Origin of the sequence: Pseudomonas sp. B21-032, assembly GCF_024748965.1 — a bacterium.
GTDB lineage: Bacteria > Pseudomonadota > Gammaproteobacteria > Pseudomonadales > Pseudomonadaceae > Aquipseudomonas.
The window spans coordinates 2,900,042-2,914,730 of the sequence record NZ_CP087180.1 but is presented as its reverse complement, the minus strand read 5'-3'; the positions used below and the strand labels follow the sequence as shown (position 1 = coordinate 2,914,730).

Below are 14,689 nucleotides of genomic sequence, written 5' to 3'. Positions count from 1 at the left end.
TCTAGGGGCACGTTGCAATACGTCTCGCCGTCGCCCAGCCAGAGTTCAGATCTGGCGGGGCGACGCTGACAGGTGAAGCGAGCGGCCCTTGCTCAGGTGACTAAGCAATCGGGGCATCAGGTAACTGGCGTCTGCACCCACGCCCCTGAGTGTTGCCGAAGCGAAGTTCCTTTGTTGAGGCAAGCCCACGAAGTACAGGCCTGGCACCTGGCTGGCCACACCGTTATGCTGCAGCACACGCCCACTCCGGTCTGCGACCGGGAGGCCCGTCAGGAAATCTAGGTTTGGCTGGAAGCCCGTCGCAAAAATCAGCGCATCGACCTGAGTAGTGCTTCTGTCCGGCCAGACAACAGAATCGGGTAGCACTTGCTGGAACATGGCCCTGCGCTGGAATAGACCGGCGTTGAGAGCCTTCCGGTACTTACCGGTATCGAGCACGGGCGTGCTCTGGTCACTCAACCATCGTGTTTGCTCCAGCTTGGTGAATTTCAGCCAGGTATGAAAATCGAGTCCGAGGATTCGCTGCGGGAAGAAACGGATTTTCTCGCGGGTTGCCAGCACTACCTCGGCGACGCCTGCAAGCTCATAAGCGATCTGGACAGCTGAGTTCGCGGCTCCAACCACTACGACGCGCTGGCCAGTAAAGGGCTCTGGCGTTCGATATGCTGAGCTATGCAGACATGTCCCTGAGAAGCCCTCCAACCCAGGAACGCTGGGCGTGAACGGCCGGCTAAATCCTCCCGATGCTACGACCACAGAACGTGCGGTGAGGATCGCTCCGGTGTCGCAGCGAACCTCAAACACCTTTTCCTTCTGCGCTACGCCCACCACTCGGATGCCGCCCTGAAAAGGCAGTCGAAACTCGGCAGCATAGGCTTCCAGGTACTGCACCACCTCGTCTCGTAGCGGATAGCTCTTGGGGTCACCAGGAAACGGCAGCCCTGGCAACGCCGAGTATTCCGCCGGGGAGAACAGCTGCAGGCTGTCGTAGTAGTTCCGCCAGTTCCCGCCAGGAGATGCCTGCTCATCCAAGATGAGGAATTCCAAGCCGCGCTGCTGCAAGTGCCAGCCAGTCGCCAAACCTGCTTGCCCACCACCGATGACAACCACATCCAAAGTACGACTCAATTCATTCATATGTGCACACTCATGCATATATCAGGAGAAAAAAGCCACGCTACGGGCAGCACAGCGAAACCAGACCCTTGGTTCGCTGGAGGAGGCCCTCCAAACGCTCGACGATCGCCCCGCCATTCACTTCATAGAAAACCTGTCTGCCCACTTTGGTGGCTTTCACGATGTGAGCGTCGTGCAGCACCTGTAAGTGCCTTGAGATCACAGAGCGCTCCTGCGGCAAAGCTTTGGCGATTTCGCCGACATCCGCCCTCCCTAACTGAAGCACGCGCTTGAACACCGCGACCCTAGAGGGTTCGCAGAGGGCTTTGAAGAAGGCTTCATCCAGCGACTCAATGGCAGCATCGATGGCTTGGGCGCGGAGATTGTCAGGAGTCGTCATGAGAGCAATATATGTGCATGAAGACGCACATGTAAAGCCACCCATCATCGCAAGCTTGCGATACATTTGGAAAATCGTATATTTGGAAAACCATATACACGCAGAGTATCTAGTGATGACTGGCAAGATCCGCGTCCTGTTTGTTTGCACCGCCAACGCTGCTCGCTCCCAACTCGCCGAAGCATTGCTCCGACACACAGACCCTGTGCGCTTCGAGGCTTTCAGCGCAGGTACTCAGCCTGGCGAAGTCGACCCGCGAACCTATGCCGCCCTTGAGCACCTCGCCATCGACTCCAGCGCCCTGCGTAGCAAATCCATCGACGAGTTCGCCGGTGAACACTTCGACTACGTCATTACCCTCTGTGACAAGGCCGCCCAGGAATGCCAAGCGCTTCCGGCTTTTGGCGAGCAGCTGGTATGGAGCTTCGAAGACCCTGTCACCAGCGACAAACACGATGCCTTCCGCCACACGCTTCACGAGATTCATGAGCGCATCAAGATGTTCGTCCTCGTGAAAACCAAGCACTGAGAACCGCTATGACTGACTCGCTGACCCCTACCAAGGTTTTCAAATGCCTCGCCGACGAAACCCGCATTCGGATGATGTTGCTGATCGCTCGCGAGGAAGAGCTCTGCGTCTGTGAACTGACCTGTGCGCTGGAAGAAAGCCAGCCCAAGGTTTCCCGCCACCTGGCGCAATTGCGCACGTGTGACCTGCTGGAAGACCGCCGGCAGGGTCAATGGGTTTACTACCGGCTACATCCCGAGCTGCCCGCCTGGGTACGCGAAGTCCTGGCAACGACGCTGGAGGCCAACCGCGAATGGCTGAGCACCAGCTCCAAACGACTGGACACCATGGGTGACCGCCCACAGCGCGTGGCCTCCTGCTGCTGATCACTGCCGAGAAAAGCCGATGAAAGTTCTGTTCCTCTGCACCGCCAATAGCTGCCGCAGCATCCTGTCTGAAGCCGTGTTCAACCACCTGGCCCCGACCGGTATGAAGGCCTTCAGCACCGGCAGCCAGCCCAAGGGCGAGGTGCATCCGTTGTCCATCGCCGCGTTGCAGCGCGCCGGTATTTCCACCGATGGTCTCAGCAGCAAGTCCAGTGATTCACACGCCGAGCTTGCCCCGGACTTTGTCATCACCGTCTGCGACAAGGCCGCTGGCGAAGCATGCCCGGTGTTCTTCGGGCCAGCAGTAAAAGCTCATTGGGGGCTTTCCGATCCGTCCGACCTGCAAGGTAGCGCCGCCGAACTGGACGAGGCTTTCGACGCCACGCTTGAACACATCAAGCGCCGCATTACGGCATTTCTCGCATTGCCTTTCGAACAACTGGATGCCGCCCAGCTCAAGGCCGAGCTGGCACGCATCGGAACGCTCTGACGTTAAGGGAGATTCACCATGAGCAAGAGCCGCCTTTCATTCCTCGATCGCTACCTAACGGTCTGGATCTTTTTGGCCATGGGCCTTGGCATTGGCCTCGGCAGTCTCTTCCAGGGACTGCCTGCATGGCTGAACAGCCTGTCGGTTGGCTCGACAAACATCCCCATTGCCATTGGCCTGATCGTCATGATGTACCCGCCATTGGCGAAGGTGAAATACGAGGAGCTACCACAGGTCTTCAAAGACAAGCGCATCCTCGCCTTGTCGCTGATTCAGAATTGGGTGATTGGCCCGGTGCTGATGTTCGGGTTGGCTGTCGTATTCCTCTCCGACAAGCCCGAGTACATGACCGGCCTAATCCTCATCGGCTTGGCACGCTGCATCGCCATGGTGCTGGTGTGGAACCAGATTGCAGGCGGCAACAACCAATACGTTGCGGGCTTGGTCGCCTTCAACAGCATCTTCCAAATTCTGTTCTTCAGCGTGTATGCCTGGATCTTCCTGGGCCTTCTGCCGCCGCTGTTCGGGCTGGAAGGTAGCATCATCGAAACCAGCTTCATCGAAATTGCCCAATCGGTACTGATCTATCTGGGTATCCCATTCCTGGCTGGCTTCCTGACCCGCAAGATCCTGATCAGCCGTAAGGGCTCCGCGTGGTACGAGGAGCGCTTCATTCCGAAGATCAGCCCGCTGACGCTCGTGGCGTTGCTGCTGACCATCGTCGCTATGTTCAGCCTGAAAGGCGACATGGTGCTGCAACTGCCTCTGGATGTGCTGCGCATAGCCATCCCGCTAACCATCTACTTCGTGGTGATGTTCTTCATCAGCTTCTGGATGGGCAAGCTGCTGGAGGCCGACTACCCACGCACCACCGCGCTGGCATTTACCGCTGCCAGTAACAACTTCGAACTGGCCATTGCCGTGGCCATTGCCACTTTTGGCCTTGCCTCGCCGGTAGCATTTGCCACCGTCATCGGGCCTTTGGTGGAAGTACCGGTACTGATCTCCCTGGTCGGCGTTGCCTTGTGGCTCAAGCGTCGCTGGTTCGATCAGCCATCTGGTGCCTTGTCCCAGGAGTGAAATCATGACCGAACACCATATCCCCAACATCGACAGTGATCTGATCGATCTGCCGTCTTCCGAAAAGCTGGCTATCGAGCAGCAGTCCACTCACAAACCGCGCATCCTGCTGCTGTATGGATCGACCCGAGAGCGCTCTTTCAGCCGCCTTCTGACCGAGGAAGCAGCCCGCCTGCTGGAGCACTTCGGTGCCGAGACGCGGATCTTCAATCCGTCGGGCCTGCCGCTGCCGGATGACGTACCCGACGACCACCCCATGGTCAAAGAGCTGCGCGACCTGGTGCTCTGGTCGGAAGGCATGGTCTGGTGTTCACCAGAACGCCACGGTGCGATGACCGGCGTGTTCAAGTCGCAGATCGACTGGATTCCGCTGAGCATGGGTGCAGTGCGGCCGACGCAGGGCAAAACCCTCGCGGTGATGCAGGTCTGCGGTGGCTCGCAGTCATTCAACGTGGTCAACCAACTACGCGTGCTTGGCCGCTGGATGCGCATGTTCACCATCCCTAACCAGTCGTCAGTGCCGAAGGCCTATCTGGAGTTCGACGAGACGGGCCGCATGAAGCCCTCTGCGTACTACGACCGTGTCGTCGACGTGATGGAGGAGCTGGTGAAATTCACCCTGCTTCTGCGTGATCGCGCCGACTATATGGTCGATCGCTACTCCGAACGCAAAGAGTCGGCTGAAGAACTATCGAAGCGCGTCAATCAACGCTCCATCTGAGGCTTTTGAGCATGCAACTGCACCCGTATTCCGTGCTGACTACTCCACAGTTGATCGGCCAACTGATCTTCACCCCGTGCCCTGGTACCAAGGACACGCCGGTCTCCCAGGCTCTGGCAACACTGCGCGATGCCGGCGCGAGCGCACTGGTAACCCTGATGGCGGATGAAGAGCTGTTGCAGAACGAGGTCGATCTACTGCCTGAGGAATGCCAGCTGCTGGGCCTTGAATGGTTCCACCTGCCGGTGGAGGATGATCAGGCTCCCGGCGAGCCCTTTGCTGCCGCCTGGGAAACCCATCGGGAGCGCCTAAAAGAGCTGGTGATGGCTGGCAAATCGATCGCTATTCACTGCAAGGGTGGCTCGGGCCGTACCGGCTTGTTCGCAGCCCGCCTGATGATCGAGTGCGGTATCCCTGTGCACGAGGCCATCGCTCAGGTTCAGGCCCTGCGCCCGCGAGCGATTCAAAACCCTCCACACGTCAGCTACATCAATCAGTTCACCAGTGCCCTCTGACCGCTCGCGAACCGCGACTCGAGAACAAGAAAATGGCAATCAAAGTAGGCATCAATGGGTTTGGACGTATCGGTCGCTTGGCGCTGCGCGCGTCCTGGGACTGGCCGGAATTCGAATTCGTACAGATCAATGACCCGGCCGGGGACGCTGAGACCCACGCCCACCTGATCAACTTCGACTCGATCCACGGACGCTGGCACCGCGAAGCAGGTGCAGAAGGCGACTCGGTGGTGATCGATGGCAAACACATCAAGGTCACAGCGAACAAGACCATCGCCGACACCGACTGGTCGGGCTGCGACCTGGTCATCGAGGCCAGCGGCAAGATGAAGTCGGTAGCCGTGCTCCAGGCCTACCTGGATCAGGGCGTCAAACGCGTGGTGGTCTGTGCCCCGGTGAAGGAAAAAGGCGCACTGAACGTGGTGATGGGCGTAAACCAGCACCTGTTCGACCCGGCCCAGCACCGCATTGTCACCGCCGCTTCCTGCACCACCAACTGCCTGGCTCCGGTGGTCAAAGTGATTCACGAGAACCTGGGCATCCGCCACGGCTCGATCACCACCATCCACGACCTGACCAATACCCAGAGCATCCTCGATACCCCGCACAAGGACCTGCGCCGCGCCCGTGCCTCAGGCATGAGCCTGATCCCGACCACCACCGGTTCGGCCACAGCGATCGCCGAGATCTTCCCCGAACTGCGCGGCAAGCTGAATGGTCACGCCGTGCGCGTACCGCTGGCCAACGCCTCGCTGACCGACTGCGTGTTCGAGGTGGCGCGTGAAACCACGGCTGAAGAGGTCAACTTGCTGCTGAAGGCGGCTGCCGAAGGCCCGCTGAAGGACATCCTGGGTTACGAAGAACGCCCACTGGTGTCCATCGACTACCGCACCGATCCGCGGTCTTCGATCATCGATGCGCTGTCGACCCTGGTGGTCAACGGCACCCAGGTGAAGATCTACGCCTGGTACGACAACGAGTGGGGCTACGCCAATCGTGCAGCGGAGCTGGCCCGACTGGTCGGCACGGCGGAGTAAACGGCGATCATGAAGGCGTTGTCAGCCCTGTCTACGGAAGTGCGTCAGTACCTGCTGGTTACCGGCAATTACTGGGCCTTCACCCTCACCGACGGCGCGTTGCGCATGTTGGTGGTTTTGCACTTCCATACACTTGGCTACACGCCGCTGCAGATCGCAGCGCTGTTCCTGTTTTACGAAATTTTCGGCGTGATCACCAACCTGGTGGGCGGCTACCTCGGCGCCCGCCTGGGTCTCAATCGCACCATGAACATCGGCCTGGGCATGCAGGTCCTGGCCTTGCTGATGCTCACGGTACCGGCGGCCTGGCTGACGGTGCCTTGGGTGATGGGAGCCCAAGCGTTGTCCGGCATCGCCAAGGACCTCAACAAGATGAGTGCCAAGAGCTCGATCAAGCTCCTGGTTCCGGATAGCCAGCAAGGTACCCTCTACAAGTGGGTGGCCATCCTCACAGGCTCGAAAAACGCGCTCAAAGGCGTGGGCTTTTTCCTTGGCGGTGCGCTGCTTGCGCTGCTCGGCTTCACCATGGCGGTACTGGCGATGGCGGCGGCGCTGGCATTGATCTGGATAGGCAGCTTGCTGCTGCTGAAAAAGGACCTGGGCAAGGCCAAAGCCAAACCGAAATTCCGCGACATACTGTCCAAGAGCCGGGCAATCAACACTCTCTCAGCCGCACGCCTGTTTCTCTTCGGTGCCCGTGACGTCTGGTTCGTCGTAGCGCTGCCGGTGTACCTGAGCAGCGTATTTGGCTGGGACTTCTGGCTGGTCGGTGGCTTTCTTGCCGCCTGGATCATCGGCTATGGCATCGTGCAGTCTTTTGCCCCCAGCATCACCGGCAAGCAGCGTGGCCATGTGCCAGACGGCCGAGCATCCTTCACCTGGGCTATCGCGCTGGCCGGACTGCCAGCACTCATTGCTCTGGGGCTGAGCGCAGGCTGGTCGGGTCAGGTGGTATTGCTTGGTGGGCTGATGCTGTTCGGCGTGCTGTTTGCCGTGAATTCATCGCTGCACAGCTACCTGATCGTTAGCTATGCCAAGGAAGACGGGGTCTCACTGGACGTGGGCTTCTACTACATGTCCAACGCTCTGGGACGACTGCTCGGCACCCTGCTTTCCGGCTGGGTGTTCCAAACTTATGGCCTGGAGGCTTGCTTGTGGGTATCGAGCGGTTTTGTATTGGCTGCCGCTCTCATCTCAATCGCCTTGCCCAGGCACGGCGACACCACACAGCAGCCAAGCTGACCAGCGACCATCAGGCGGGAGCTCTCGTACCTCCGCCTTTCCCAGCAATTGCTCAATCTCAGCGACAGTACTGCGGGCTCTACGGGTAACCCCTACCAAAATCGCCGACACCGAACCCGCCCACCAGCCATAGTCTGTGTTCGTTCACAGCGCGAGCCCCCTCGACGGCCACTCGCCCTTCCTCGGTAATCATCCGAAGGCTGGCTAAGTGCCCTAAAGCCGGTTTAAATCTGGTGCACCAGATCACCGCATCGACTGCCGTCTCCGAACCATCGGCACAGACCACACTGTTGTCCACGGAATAACTCGGCAACAGGATACGCGGGAATATGGGGGTCGCACCAGGTGCCCGTGTCACTGACCACGGCTTTGGCATCCCATTGCCCCTGCCCCCTGCTATCTGATCAAGGCAGTATAGGATTCAACCAATTGGGGAGCCCATTCCCTGCTGCGGAACAGTCAAATCAGCTCCAACCTCCAGCGGCTGCTATCGGCCAGAAGCGGACATTTGATGCGCCCAATAATGAGAGCGCGAGTTAGATAACAGTCTTTGGCGGGCCGTAGGCGGCCATTCAACTCCCGGGCTGAAGATCTGACCCATGCTCCTGCGAAGCGGGCACTTATGCCTGCTTTTACGCAAAATTTACGGAAGACCGAGGTTGAGCATAGGATACTGCACGGCTATCATTTCGTAGGCTAACCGTATGTCTCTCGCAGCAATGCGGCTTGTCGGCTTCATCTTGGGCGTTTTCCTGATCACTCTGGCAGTAAGCATGGTTATTCCCATGGTTACGTTGGTAGTGTATGAGCGAGTCGATGAGCTCGGCGCCTTTCTGTGGTCGAGCCTGATTACGTTGGTCTGTGGGCTGGCGCTTATTGGGCGCAGGCATCCAGAAACATCACAGCTGCGCCCAAGGGATATGTATTTCTTGACAACGGCGAGCTGGGTTGTGGTTTGCGCCTTTGCAGCTCTACCGATGGTGTTCATCCACCACATCAGTTACACCGACGCGTTTTTTGAAACGATGTCAGGGATCACAACGACAGGCTCGACCGTCCTCACTGGCTTGGATACCGCATCTCCCGGCCTGCTGATGTGGCGCTCCATGCTTCACTGGTTGGGAGGCATAGGCTTCATCGGCATGGCTGTCGCTATCCTTCCGATGTTGCGAGTCGGTGGCATGCGCCTGTTCCAGACAGAGTCTTCTGACTGGTCGGAGAAAGTTACGCCGCGATCCCATGTGGCAGCCAAATACATCCTTGCACTCTACCTGGGGCTCACGGGTGCTGGAGCACTAGCACTCTGGTTCGTTGGAATGACACCGTTCGAAGCGATCAACCACGCAATGTCGTTGATTTCTACGGGTGGATTCTCAACGTCGGACGCCTCACTCGGGCATTGGACGCAGCCTGCGATTCATTGGGTTGCAGTGGTCGTCATGATCTTGGGTAGCCTGCCCTTCACCTTATACGTCGCGACATTGCGCGGTAATCGGCGTGCGTTACTGATGGATCACCAAGTACGCGGGTTTCTCGGATTCTTGACTGTCACTTCGCTGGCTGTGGGTACGTGGTTATGCTTTCACAGCGAATACGACTGGTGGGACGCCGTTCGGATCGTGGCGGTCAACGTGACTTCCGTCGTGACGACCACCGGAATTGCGGTCGGTGACTACACACTGTGGGGTAGTTTTGCCGTTCTGTTGTTCTTCTACCTAACCTTTGTCGGAGGGTGCTCAGGCTCGACGGCTGGCGGTCTTAAAATCTTCCGCTTCCAAGTGGCTGCCGTCCTGCTCGTCAGTAACTTGAAGCAACTGATTCATCCACGCGCGGTCATTCAGAAAAAATACAATGGACACCCCATTGACGAGGAGATCGTGCGTTCGCTTTTGACTTTCTCGTTTTTCTTCACCATCACCATTGCCCTGATTGCGCTAGGACTGGCGCTGATCGGGCTGGACTGGACGACTGCTCTGAGTGGTGCCGCCACTGCTGTGTGCAACGTTGGGCCAGGCGTGGGCACAATTATCGGGCCTGCCGGTAACTTCTCATCATTACCTGATGCAGCAAAGTGGCTGCTGACCATTGGTATGCTCCTGGGACGGCTGGAAATCCTGACGGTGCTAGTGATGGTAACCCCGGTGTTCTGGAGGTATTAGCTGCCCACTGCAAAGGGCAGCTATGGGTCGAAAGCGGTCTGTCGCGAATGGCAGCTTTCGACCCATAGCAGCCATTCGCGAAGGGCGACTATCGGCCAGAAGTAGTCATTCGCACACGTATATTCAGAGCCCATGATTGCGACTGCATGGGCAACAAACGGATTGTGTGGGCGCGTTATGCAGGTCCGCCCCCAAGGCTAATCCACAATGAACAACTTCGCCCCGGTGGTGGTGGATGACCGATGTCCCTCTGCATTGTTACCCACCTGATAACTCATGCCCGGTGTCAGCGTGAACTGACGACCATCCTCCAGTTCTGTATGCAACTGACCCTCCAGGCACAGCAGGATGTGCCCCCTCCAACACCAATGATCGGCCAAGTATCCAGGGCTATACTCGACCATCCGCACACGTGCAGAACCAAACTGACAAGTACGCCAATAGGCTGTGCCTGTCTGGCCGGCATGCGCCACTGGTTCAATCGTTAACCAGTCGGTGGTACCGAATGGGATTGCAGCAAGATCCATAGTTACCTCAGCGAAATATAGTAAATGCAGACCGTATCAATCTGGCGATGGTGCCGATAGGCACAGACGGCCCGCATTTATGGGATACAGGCGCTGCAAAAACCGGAAGGCTAGTTGCCCCGCCCTCCTCCAAACGACCACTCATCGCTGGCCGTAGTGGAAATCACCACCATGACATCCTCCGCTTTCAGTCCCGTCGCCCGCTCCAATTTCTCGACCAGATCACGGTAAAAACGCTGTTTGGTCTCAACATTTCGAGGACGGCCTGCGGTAATCGCGATTAGCACAAAGTCATGGCTACGCGGCCCGCCCAAGTAGTGAGGATCAAATATCAGCTCGTCGATCTCATGCTGGTGAATGGCCTGGAAGCGATCACTCTTCGGCACTTCGAAACTCTCGACCAAGGCGTCGTGTAAACCCTCAGACAGTGCCTGTAAATACTCGACCGACTTCCCGCGGTGTAGTGAAATTCGTGCAAACGGCATCGACGATTACTCCTGACGTATTGGAAGGCAAGCCTGTAGCTCACTGAGAAAATTCAGCGCCGAGACCGCTGTCGGCCAACCTGAATAAAACGCCAGATGGGCTATGACTTCGGCCAATTCGTCAACACACAAGCCGTTATCCAATGCACGTTTCAAGTCAAATGGGAGTTGCTCCAGACGGTACATCGCCACCATCGCGACCACCGTCGCCAGACTGCATTCACGGGGCTTCAATTCCGTACGCGTCCACATGTCGCCAAACAATACGTTGTCGTTCAGCTCGGTAAATTTCTGCGGGTATCTGTTCTGGTGCTCCCGCCCAGTGTCCATCGATGCACTCATGTTCTTTTTCCCCTGATGTACCAATTGACGGGGGAAAACTATCAAGTCGCGACAACTCCGAATATCAGATTTAATAGCACCAATCATCCCAAATTAGTGGACAATTGAATGCGTCGCCCAACCTTTGATCTTGACGTATTGCGCACCTTCGTCACAGGCGTGGAGTTCAACAGCTTCGCCAAAGCGGCGGATCGCCTTGGTCGATCGACGTCCGCCGTGAGCGCCCAGTTGAAAAAACTCGAGGAGCAGGTCGGCACGCCGGTACTGACTAAATCCGGTCGCGGACTGGCTTTGACCCCCACTGGAGAAACACTACTCAGCCATGCCCGCCGGTTGCTGGAGCTGAACGACGGTATTTTCCAGACCCTGCATGAAAGCCAAACCGCCGGGACCGCACGCCTTGGGCTTCAAGAGGACTTTGGGGAACATTTCCTGAGCGATATCCTGCGACGCTTCGTCCAGACTTACCCGAGGGTGAATCTCGAAGTCAGGATCGCCCGTAACGCCGAACTGCTTGCTCTGGTCGAAAGCGCCGATCTGGACCTGGCCCTGACCTGGGACACCGAGCACCTGTCGCCCTACGCCACACGTCTGGGCGAAACACAAATGCACTGGATCGGGGCCCGCGATATGCCATTGCTGGCGGCCCTTGATGATTCATCGTTGCCATTGATCATGTTCGACGCACCTTGCGTATTGCGCAGCGCCGCCACCCAGGCGCTGGATGCCGCGCAAATACCTTGGCGGATCGCGCTGACCAGCCCCAGCGTCGGCGGTATCTGGGCAGCCGTCGCCGCCGGATTGGGCCTGACGCTGCGAACCCGCATCGGGCTGCCGAGCTATCTCACCGTTGTTTCTGGACTACCCCCCGTGCCAAGCCTTGGCTATGTGCTTCACAGCAATGGCGACGCCCCATCACCAGTTGCCCAAAAATTGGCCGCACTAATCAAAACGACCCTGCAACAACAGGCGTATCGTTTCACGATTACGAAATAATCGAAGGCACCCAAAGGTTCAATTCGAATGATGGCTTTGGGTCGGTTAGCGCCTCTAGATTGGGCTGACCATCCTTGTCTTCCCTCACATGGAGGACAAGCCATGAACACCATTACTACCAGCAGCCAGCAGCCTTGGAACAAAGGAAAATTGGTCGGGCAGAAAGCCCCGCTCCGACTGAAAGATATCTGGGCTATTCGGGTAAGGCTTCAAATCGCGGAGGAAACTCGTGATTTGGCTCTCTTCAATCTGGCCATCGACAGCAAGCTGCGAGCCTGCGATCTGACCAAGCTTCGCGTACGCGACGTTGCTCATGGGGAGCTCGTGTTATCGCTAGCAATAGTGATGCAGCAGAAAACCCAGCGACCCGTGCAGTTTGAGATTACAGAGCAAACACGGCCCGCCCTAGAGGCCTGGATACATCAAGCCCATCTCCATAACGAGGATTGCCTTTTTCCAAGCCGGTTACACGCCTCAGTGCATCTCTCCACCCGGCAGTACACCCGAATCGGGCGACCGTAACCGCCTGCTCTCGGCCAAGAGCTGACGATCAGCACTGATAGCAATCGCGAATAATACTCCGGCTTGTGCTTGCTGCCAGGCAACCTGGTGCTGGGAGATACCAAATGAGTAATTACCATTCCGGTAACGGAAGTGGCGGCATTGTTGCCCACGGCCTTGGCCCTATCGGTGATGCATGGGTTGATTTAGCCTGCCTGAGGCGGCGGAGATTTCCGTCAGTCTAATGCTTGGTGTTCGTTATTTCTTGGACATGATCCGCAGGATGCGTAGGAACAGATTGATAATGTCCAGGTACAGCGCAGCGGCACTATCGATCGCGTTGTCAACGGTGCGCTCGATCTGGTTGGCGCGTCCCCAGTCCACGCCGATGTAGCCGCAGAAGACCGCAGCGACGATGTAGTCCATTACCGCCAGATGAATGCCGAACAACAATGCCTGGCCCAGCTCGACGACGATCGACACCACCAGGGCGATAAACAGTGACGATTCGATCCGTTTAAAGAATGCCGGGAACACGGTCCCCAGTATCATCATCCCCGCAGTAAGGAGGATAGTGGTCTGCATAGCCTGAACGATGTGGTCATGCGAGTACCTGGGCAGAACCACTACAAGCAGCAGGCCGATCGGCGCCACGATCAGGTTGTAGCCGAGGAAGCTGTACTCCGGCTCCTGCGAGCGGAAGATGATGGCGACGCCGGACATCGCCAAGACGAAGTAGCCAACGTAAAACAGTATCGGGGGAATGGCTAGAATGACCTCGGCCGGAACCGTGGTGACCAGAGACCAGTTCACCGCAAAACCCCAAAGCAGAACGGCACCGAGTATGAGGTTGTAGATGTTGGCCGAAATCTGGTGGTTGGTACCGACCCGACTGAAGGTATCGTTTTCAATCATGTGTTGGGCTTTCCTTTGCTTAGTGTCCGTGCCACGGCAAGGCCGATGAAGGCTGGCACCATATAGTTCGATGGTTGACCATGATGGCACATAGCTGCATCGCAATTAAAGAGACTAGACGGCATCCGCAAGAGCCCGAGAAAAGGCCTGGGACAAAACGAGATTAGTGAGACTGATCAGCTCTGAAGACTGATTCTCTTGGTTGTTCATTAGATGGCTGCTATCGACGCAGAGCAGCCCTCCGGGGAGGGCAAAAAACGGCCCTCTAGGAGAGTTCTATTAATTCCCGACGCGAACGTCCATGCTTTTACGGTAATGCTTCTTCCTAATTACTCGTATCTTGACCGCCATAAATACTATTGCGCGAGATCAATGATATCTACGCCCATTGGATGCCGCGCGGATGCAATGCGACTTCCAGCGATTGCTTCACTATATAGGTTCCAAATATTCTATGGATACCTCTCCGCCGACGTAAGGGCCATCATCACTATAATCCATTGCCGGCTCGTCAAAATTAACCCAAATACTGGTGATAACTATTTCTTTACCGACAACAGTTTGCTGAACACTATTTAAGTCCACCTCGCAACCCAAGGCTTCTTTTACAAATCTTGGTGGTAACGAAACTACTCCAACCCCGCCATTCGGCCACCAGAAGTGGGGCTTAACTTTTATTCTATCACCATCTTTAAATTTCATTTATTTTTGGCCATCTTGCCGACTTTAATTTTGCATGTACCGTTCTGTTAAGTGGCGGACTTTAACCCGTCCACTGAGCGAAACGAACGATTTTAGCGCATTTTCGGGTCTTGCTGTTTCCCACTAATCTTGCTGGTCAAAGATTGGCATAGGCCGCGCCGCGCATCACCAAGTGCAGCGGCTTGCCGGCTTCAATCGAAAAAAAGGCCTCCGGCGTCGATACAATCTTATAAACGGAAACCAGCGGCCCTCCCGGCGCAGTCGCCTCGGTTCTCCGGTATTTGCAGCCGATAGCAGGCGCCTCGACCAGAGACACGCCGTTTCGATAATTTTCCATCGACACCAATTCGCTAAGGATAAGCGCATGCCCCCCCCGCAGGCACAAGGTATTTTGGCGCTGGGGTAACTAGCCTGATAAATCAGAATGGGTCCAGCAATGGCCGCTCTTAGCCGTGAACTGCCCTCCAAAACAATCACTCGACTCATGGTGTTGGACTGACTCGCCTTCTAGGAAGTGTTTAATGAGGTCTGATATTACTGGCTGCACCACTGGGACTACAGCGTTCG

Annotated in this window: 18 protein-coding genes and 1 pseudogene; 11 read left to right on the top strand and 8 right to left on the bottom strand. The window is 56.9% G+C overall.

Annotated features, from left to right (window positions below; all coding sequences use genetic code 11):
* Positions 1–45 precede the first annotated feature (45 nt).
* Both LOY54_RS13270 and LOY54_RS13265 read right to left on the bottom strand, forming a co-directional pair.
* Positions 46–1,137: an NAD(P)/FAD-dependent oxidoreductase gene (locus tag LOY54_RS13270; RefSeq protein WP_258610655.1), complete on the bottom strand. Its 1,092-nt coding sequence runs from the start codon at positions 1,135–1,137 to the stop codon at positions 46–48.
* 40 nt (positions 1,138–1,177) lie between these two features.
* Positions 1,178–1,516, bottom strand: coding sequence for a helix-turn-helix transcriptional regulator (locus LOY54_RS13265; protein ID WP_115089606.1), 339 nt, complete (start codon positions 1,514–1,516; stop codon positions 1,178–1,180).
* Between the two features lie 115 nt (positions 1,517–1,631).
* Between LOY54_RS13265 and LOY54_RS13260 the strand changes: the two genes are divergently transcribed.
* The 9 genes from LOY54_RS13260 (at position 1,632) to LOY54_RS13215 (ending at position 9,654) form a co-directional block, all read left to right on the top strand.
* Positions 1,632–2,045 carry an arsenate reductase ArsC gene (locus LOY54_RS13260; RefSeq protein WP_075046328.1) on the top strand — a complete coding sequence of 138 codons (414 nt, stop codon included), beginning with the start codon at positions 1,632–1,634 and terminating at the stop codon, positions 2,043–2,045.
* An 8-nt stretch (positions 2,046–2,053) separates the two neighbouring features.
* Positions 2,054–2,410 (top strand): metalloregulator ArsR/SmtB family transcription factor, encoded by a 357-nt coding sequence (locus tag LOY54_RS13255; RefSeq protein ID WP_028944961.1) that lies wholly within the window; start codon positions 2,054–2,056, stop codon positions 2,408–2,410.
* A gap of 19 nt (positions 2,411–2,429) precedes the next feature.
* Positions 2,430–2,900, top strand: a complete 471-nt coding sequence (locus LOY54_RS13250; RefSeq protein ID WP_195884033.1) for an arsenate reductase ArsC — start codon at positions 2,430–2,432, stop codon at positions 2,898–2,900.
* Positions 2,901–2,918: 18 nt separating this feature from the next.
* The gene (gene arsB / locus LOY54_RS13245) at positions 2,919–3,980 is read left to right on the top strand and encodes an ACR3 family arsenite efflux transporter (protein WP_075046325.1); all 1,062 of its coding nucleotides are present in this window, start codon (positions 2,919–2,921) and stop codon (positions 3,978–3,980) included.
* Between the two features lie 4 nt (positions 3,981–3,984).
* Positions 3,985–4,701 carry an arsenical resistance protein ArsH gene (arsH, locus tag LOY54_RS13240; RefSeq protein WP_258610654.1) on the top strand — a complete coding sequence of 239 codons (717 nt, stop codon included), beginning with the start codon at positions 3,985–3,987 and terminating at the stop codon, positions 4,699–4,701.
* An 11-nt stretch (positions 4,702–4,712) separates the two neighbouring features.
* Positions 4,713–5,216 (top strand): cyclin-dependent kinase inhibitor 3 family protein, encoded by a 504-nt coding sequence (locus tag LOY54_RS13235; RefSeq protein ID WP_258610653.1) that lies wholly within the window; start codon positions 4,713–4,715, stop codon positions 5,214–5,216.
* Between the two features lie 32 nt (positions 5,217–5,248).
* A complete protein-coding gene (locus tag LOY54_RS13230) occupies positions 5,249–6,253 on the top strand; it encodes an ArsJ-associated glyceraldehyde-3-phosphate dehydrogenase (protein ID WP_115089603.1) in 1,005 nt (334 codons plus the stop codon).
* 9 nt (positions 6,254–6,262) lie between these two features.
* A complete protein-coding gene (arsJ, locus tag LOY54_RS13225) occupies positions 6,263–7,495 on the top strand; it encodes an organoarsenical effux MFS transporter ArsJ (RefSeq protein ID WP_115089602.1) in 1,233 nt (410 codons plus the stop codon).
* A gap of 704 nt (positions 7,496–8,199) precedes the next feature.
* Positions 8,200–9,654: a TrkH family potassium uptake protein gene (locus LOY54_RS13215; RefSeq protein WP_258610652.1), complete on the top strand. Its 1,455-nt coding sequence runs from the start codon at positions 8,200–8,202 to the stop codon at positions 9,652–9,654.
* Positions 9,655–9,851: 197 nt separating this feature from the next.
* Here the strand turns inward: LOY54_RS13215 and LOY54_RS13210 are convergent, their stop codons facing one another.
* From LOY54_RS13210 to LOY54_RS13200, 3 genes are all read right to left on the bottom strand, one after another.
* Positions 9,852–10,181: a DHCW motif cupin fold protein gene (locus tag LOY54_RS13210; RefSeq protein WP_195884028.1), complete on the bottom strand. Its 330-nt coding sequence runs from the start codon at positions 10,179–10,181 to the stop codon at positions 9,852–9,854.
* A gap of 110 nt (positions 10,182–10,291) precedes the next feature.
* A complete protein-coding gene (locus tag LOY54_RS13205) occupies positions 10,292–10,666 on the bottom strand; it encodes a tautomerase family protein (RefSeq protein ID WP_258610651.1) in 375 nt (124 codons plus the stop codon).
* A gap of 6 nt (positions 10,667–10,672) precedes the next feature.
* Complete coding sequence (locus tag LOY54_RS13200; RefSeq protein WP_195884026.1) at positions 10,673–11,008, bottom strand: carboxymuconolactone decarboxylase family protein; 336 nt, start codon at positions 11,006–11,008, stop codon at positions 10,673–10,675.
* A gap of 108 nt (positions 11,009–11,116) precedes the next feature.
* Here LOY54_RS13200 and LOY54_RS13195 point away from each other — a divergent pair, with 108 nt between their 5' ends.
* Both LOY54_RS13195 and LOY54_RS13190 read left to right on the top strand, forming a co-directional pair.
* Positions 11,117–12,004, top strand: coding sequence for a LysR substrate-binding domain-containing protein (locus tag LOY54_RS13195; RefSeq protein WP_258610650.1), 888 nt, complete (start codon positions 11,117–11,119; stop codon positions 12,002–12,004).
* Between the two features lie 102 nt (positions 12,005–12,106).
* Positions 12,107–12,514: pseudogene (locus LOY54_RS13190) on the top strand (tyrosine-type recombinase/integrase); the annotation flags it as partial.
* Positions 12,515–12,763: 249 nt separating this feature from the next.
* On the opposite strand, the gene LOY54_RS13185 reads toward LOY54_RS13190, so the two are convergent.
* From LOY54_RS13185 to LOY54_RS13175, 3 genes are all read right to left on the bottom strand, one after another.
* The gene (locus LOY54_RS13185) at positions 12,764–13,420 is read right to left on the bottom strand and encodes a Bax inhibitor-1 family protein (RefSeq protein WP_258610649.1); all 657 of its coding nucleotides are present in this window, start codon (positions 13,418–13,420) and stop codon (positions 12,764–12,766) included.
* A 432-nt stretch (positions 13,421–13,852) separates the two neighbouring features.
* The gene (locus LOY54_RS13180) at positions 13,853–14,122 is read right to left on the bottom strand and encodes a hypothetical protein (protein ID WP_258610648.1); all 270 of its coding nucleotides are present in this window, start codon (positions 14,120–14,122) and stop codon (positions 13,853–13,855) included.
* A 136-nt stretch (positions 14,123–14,258) separates the two neighbouring features.
* Positions 14,259–14,459, bottom strand: coding sequence for a hypothetical protein (locus LOY54_RS13175; RefSeq protein WP_195884019.1), 201 nt, complete (start codon positions 14,457–14,459; stop codon positions 14,259–14,261).
* Positions 14,460–14,689 lie beyond the last annotated feature (230 nt).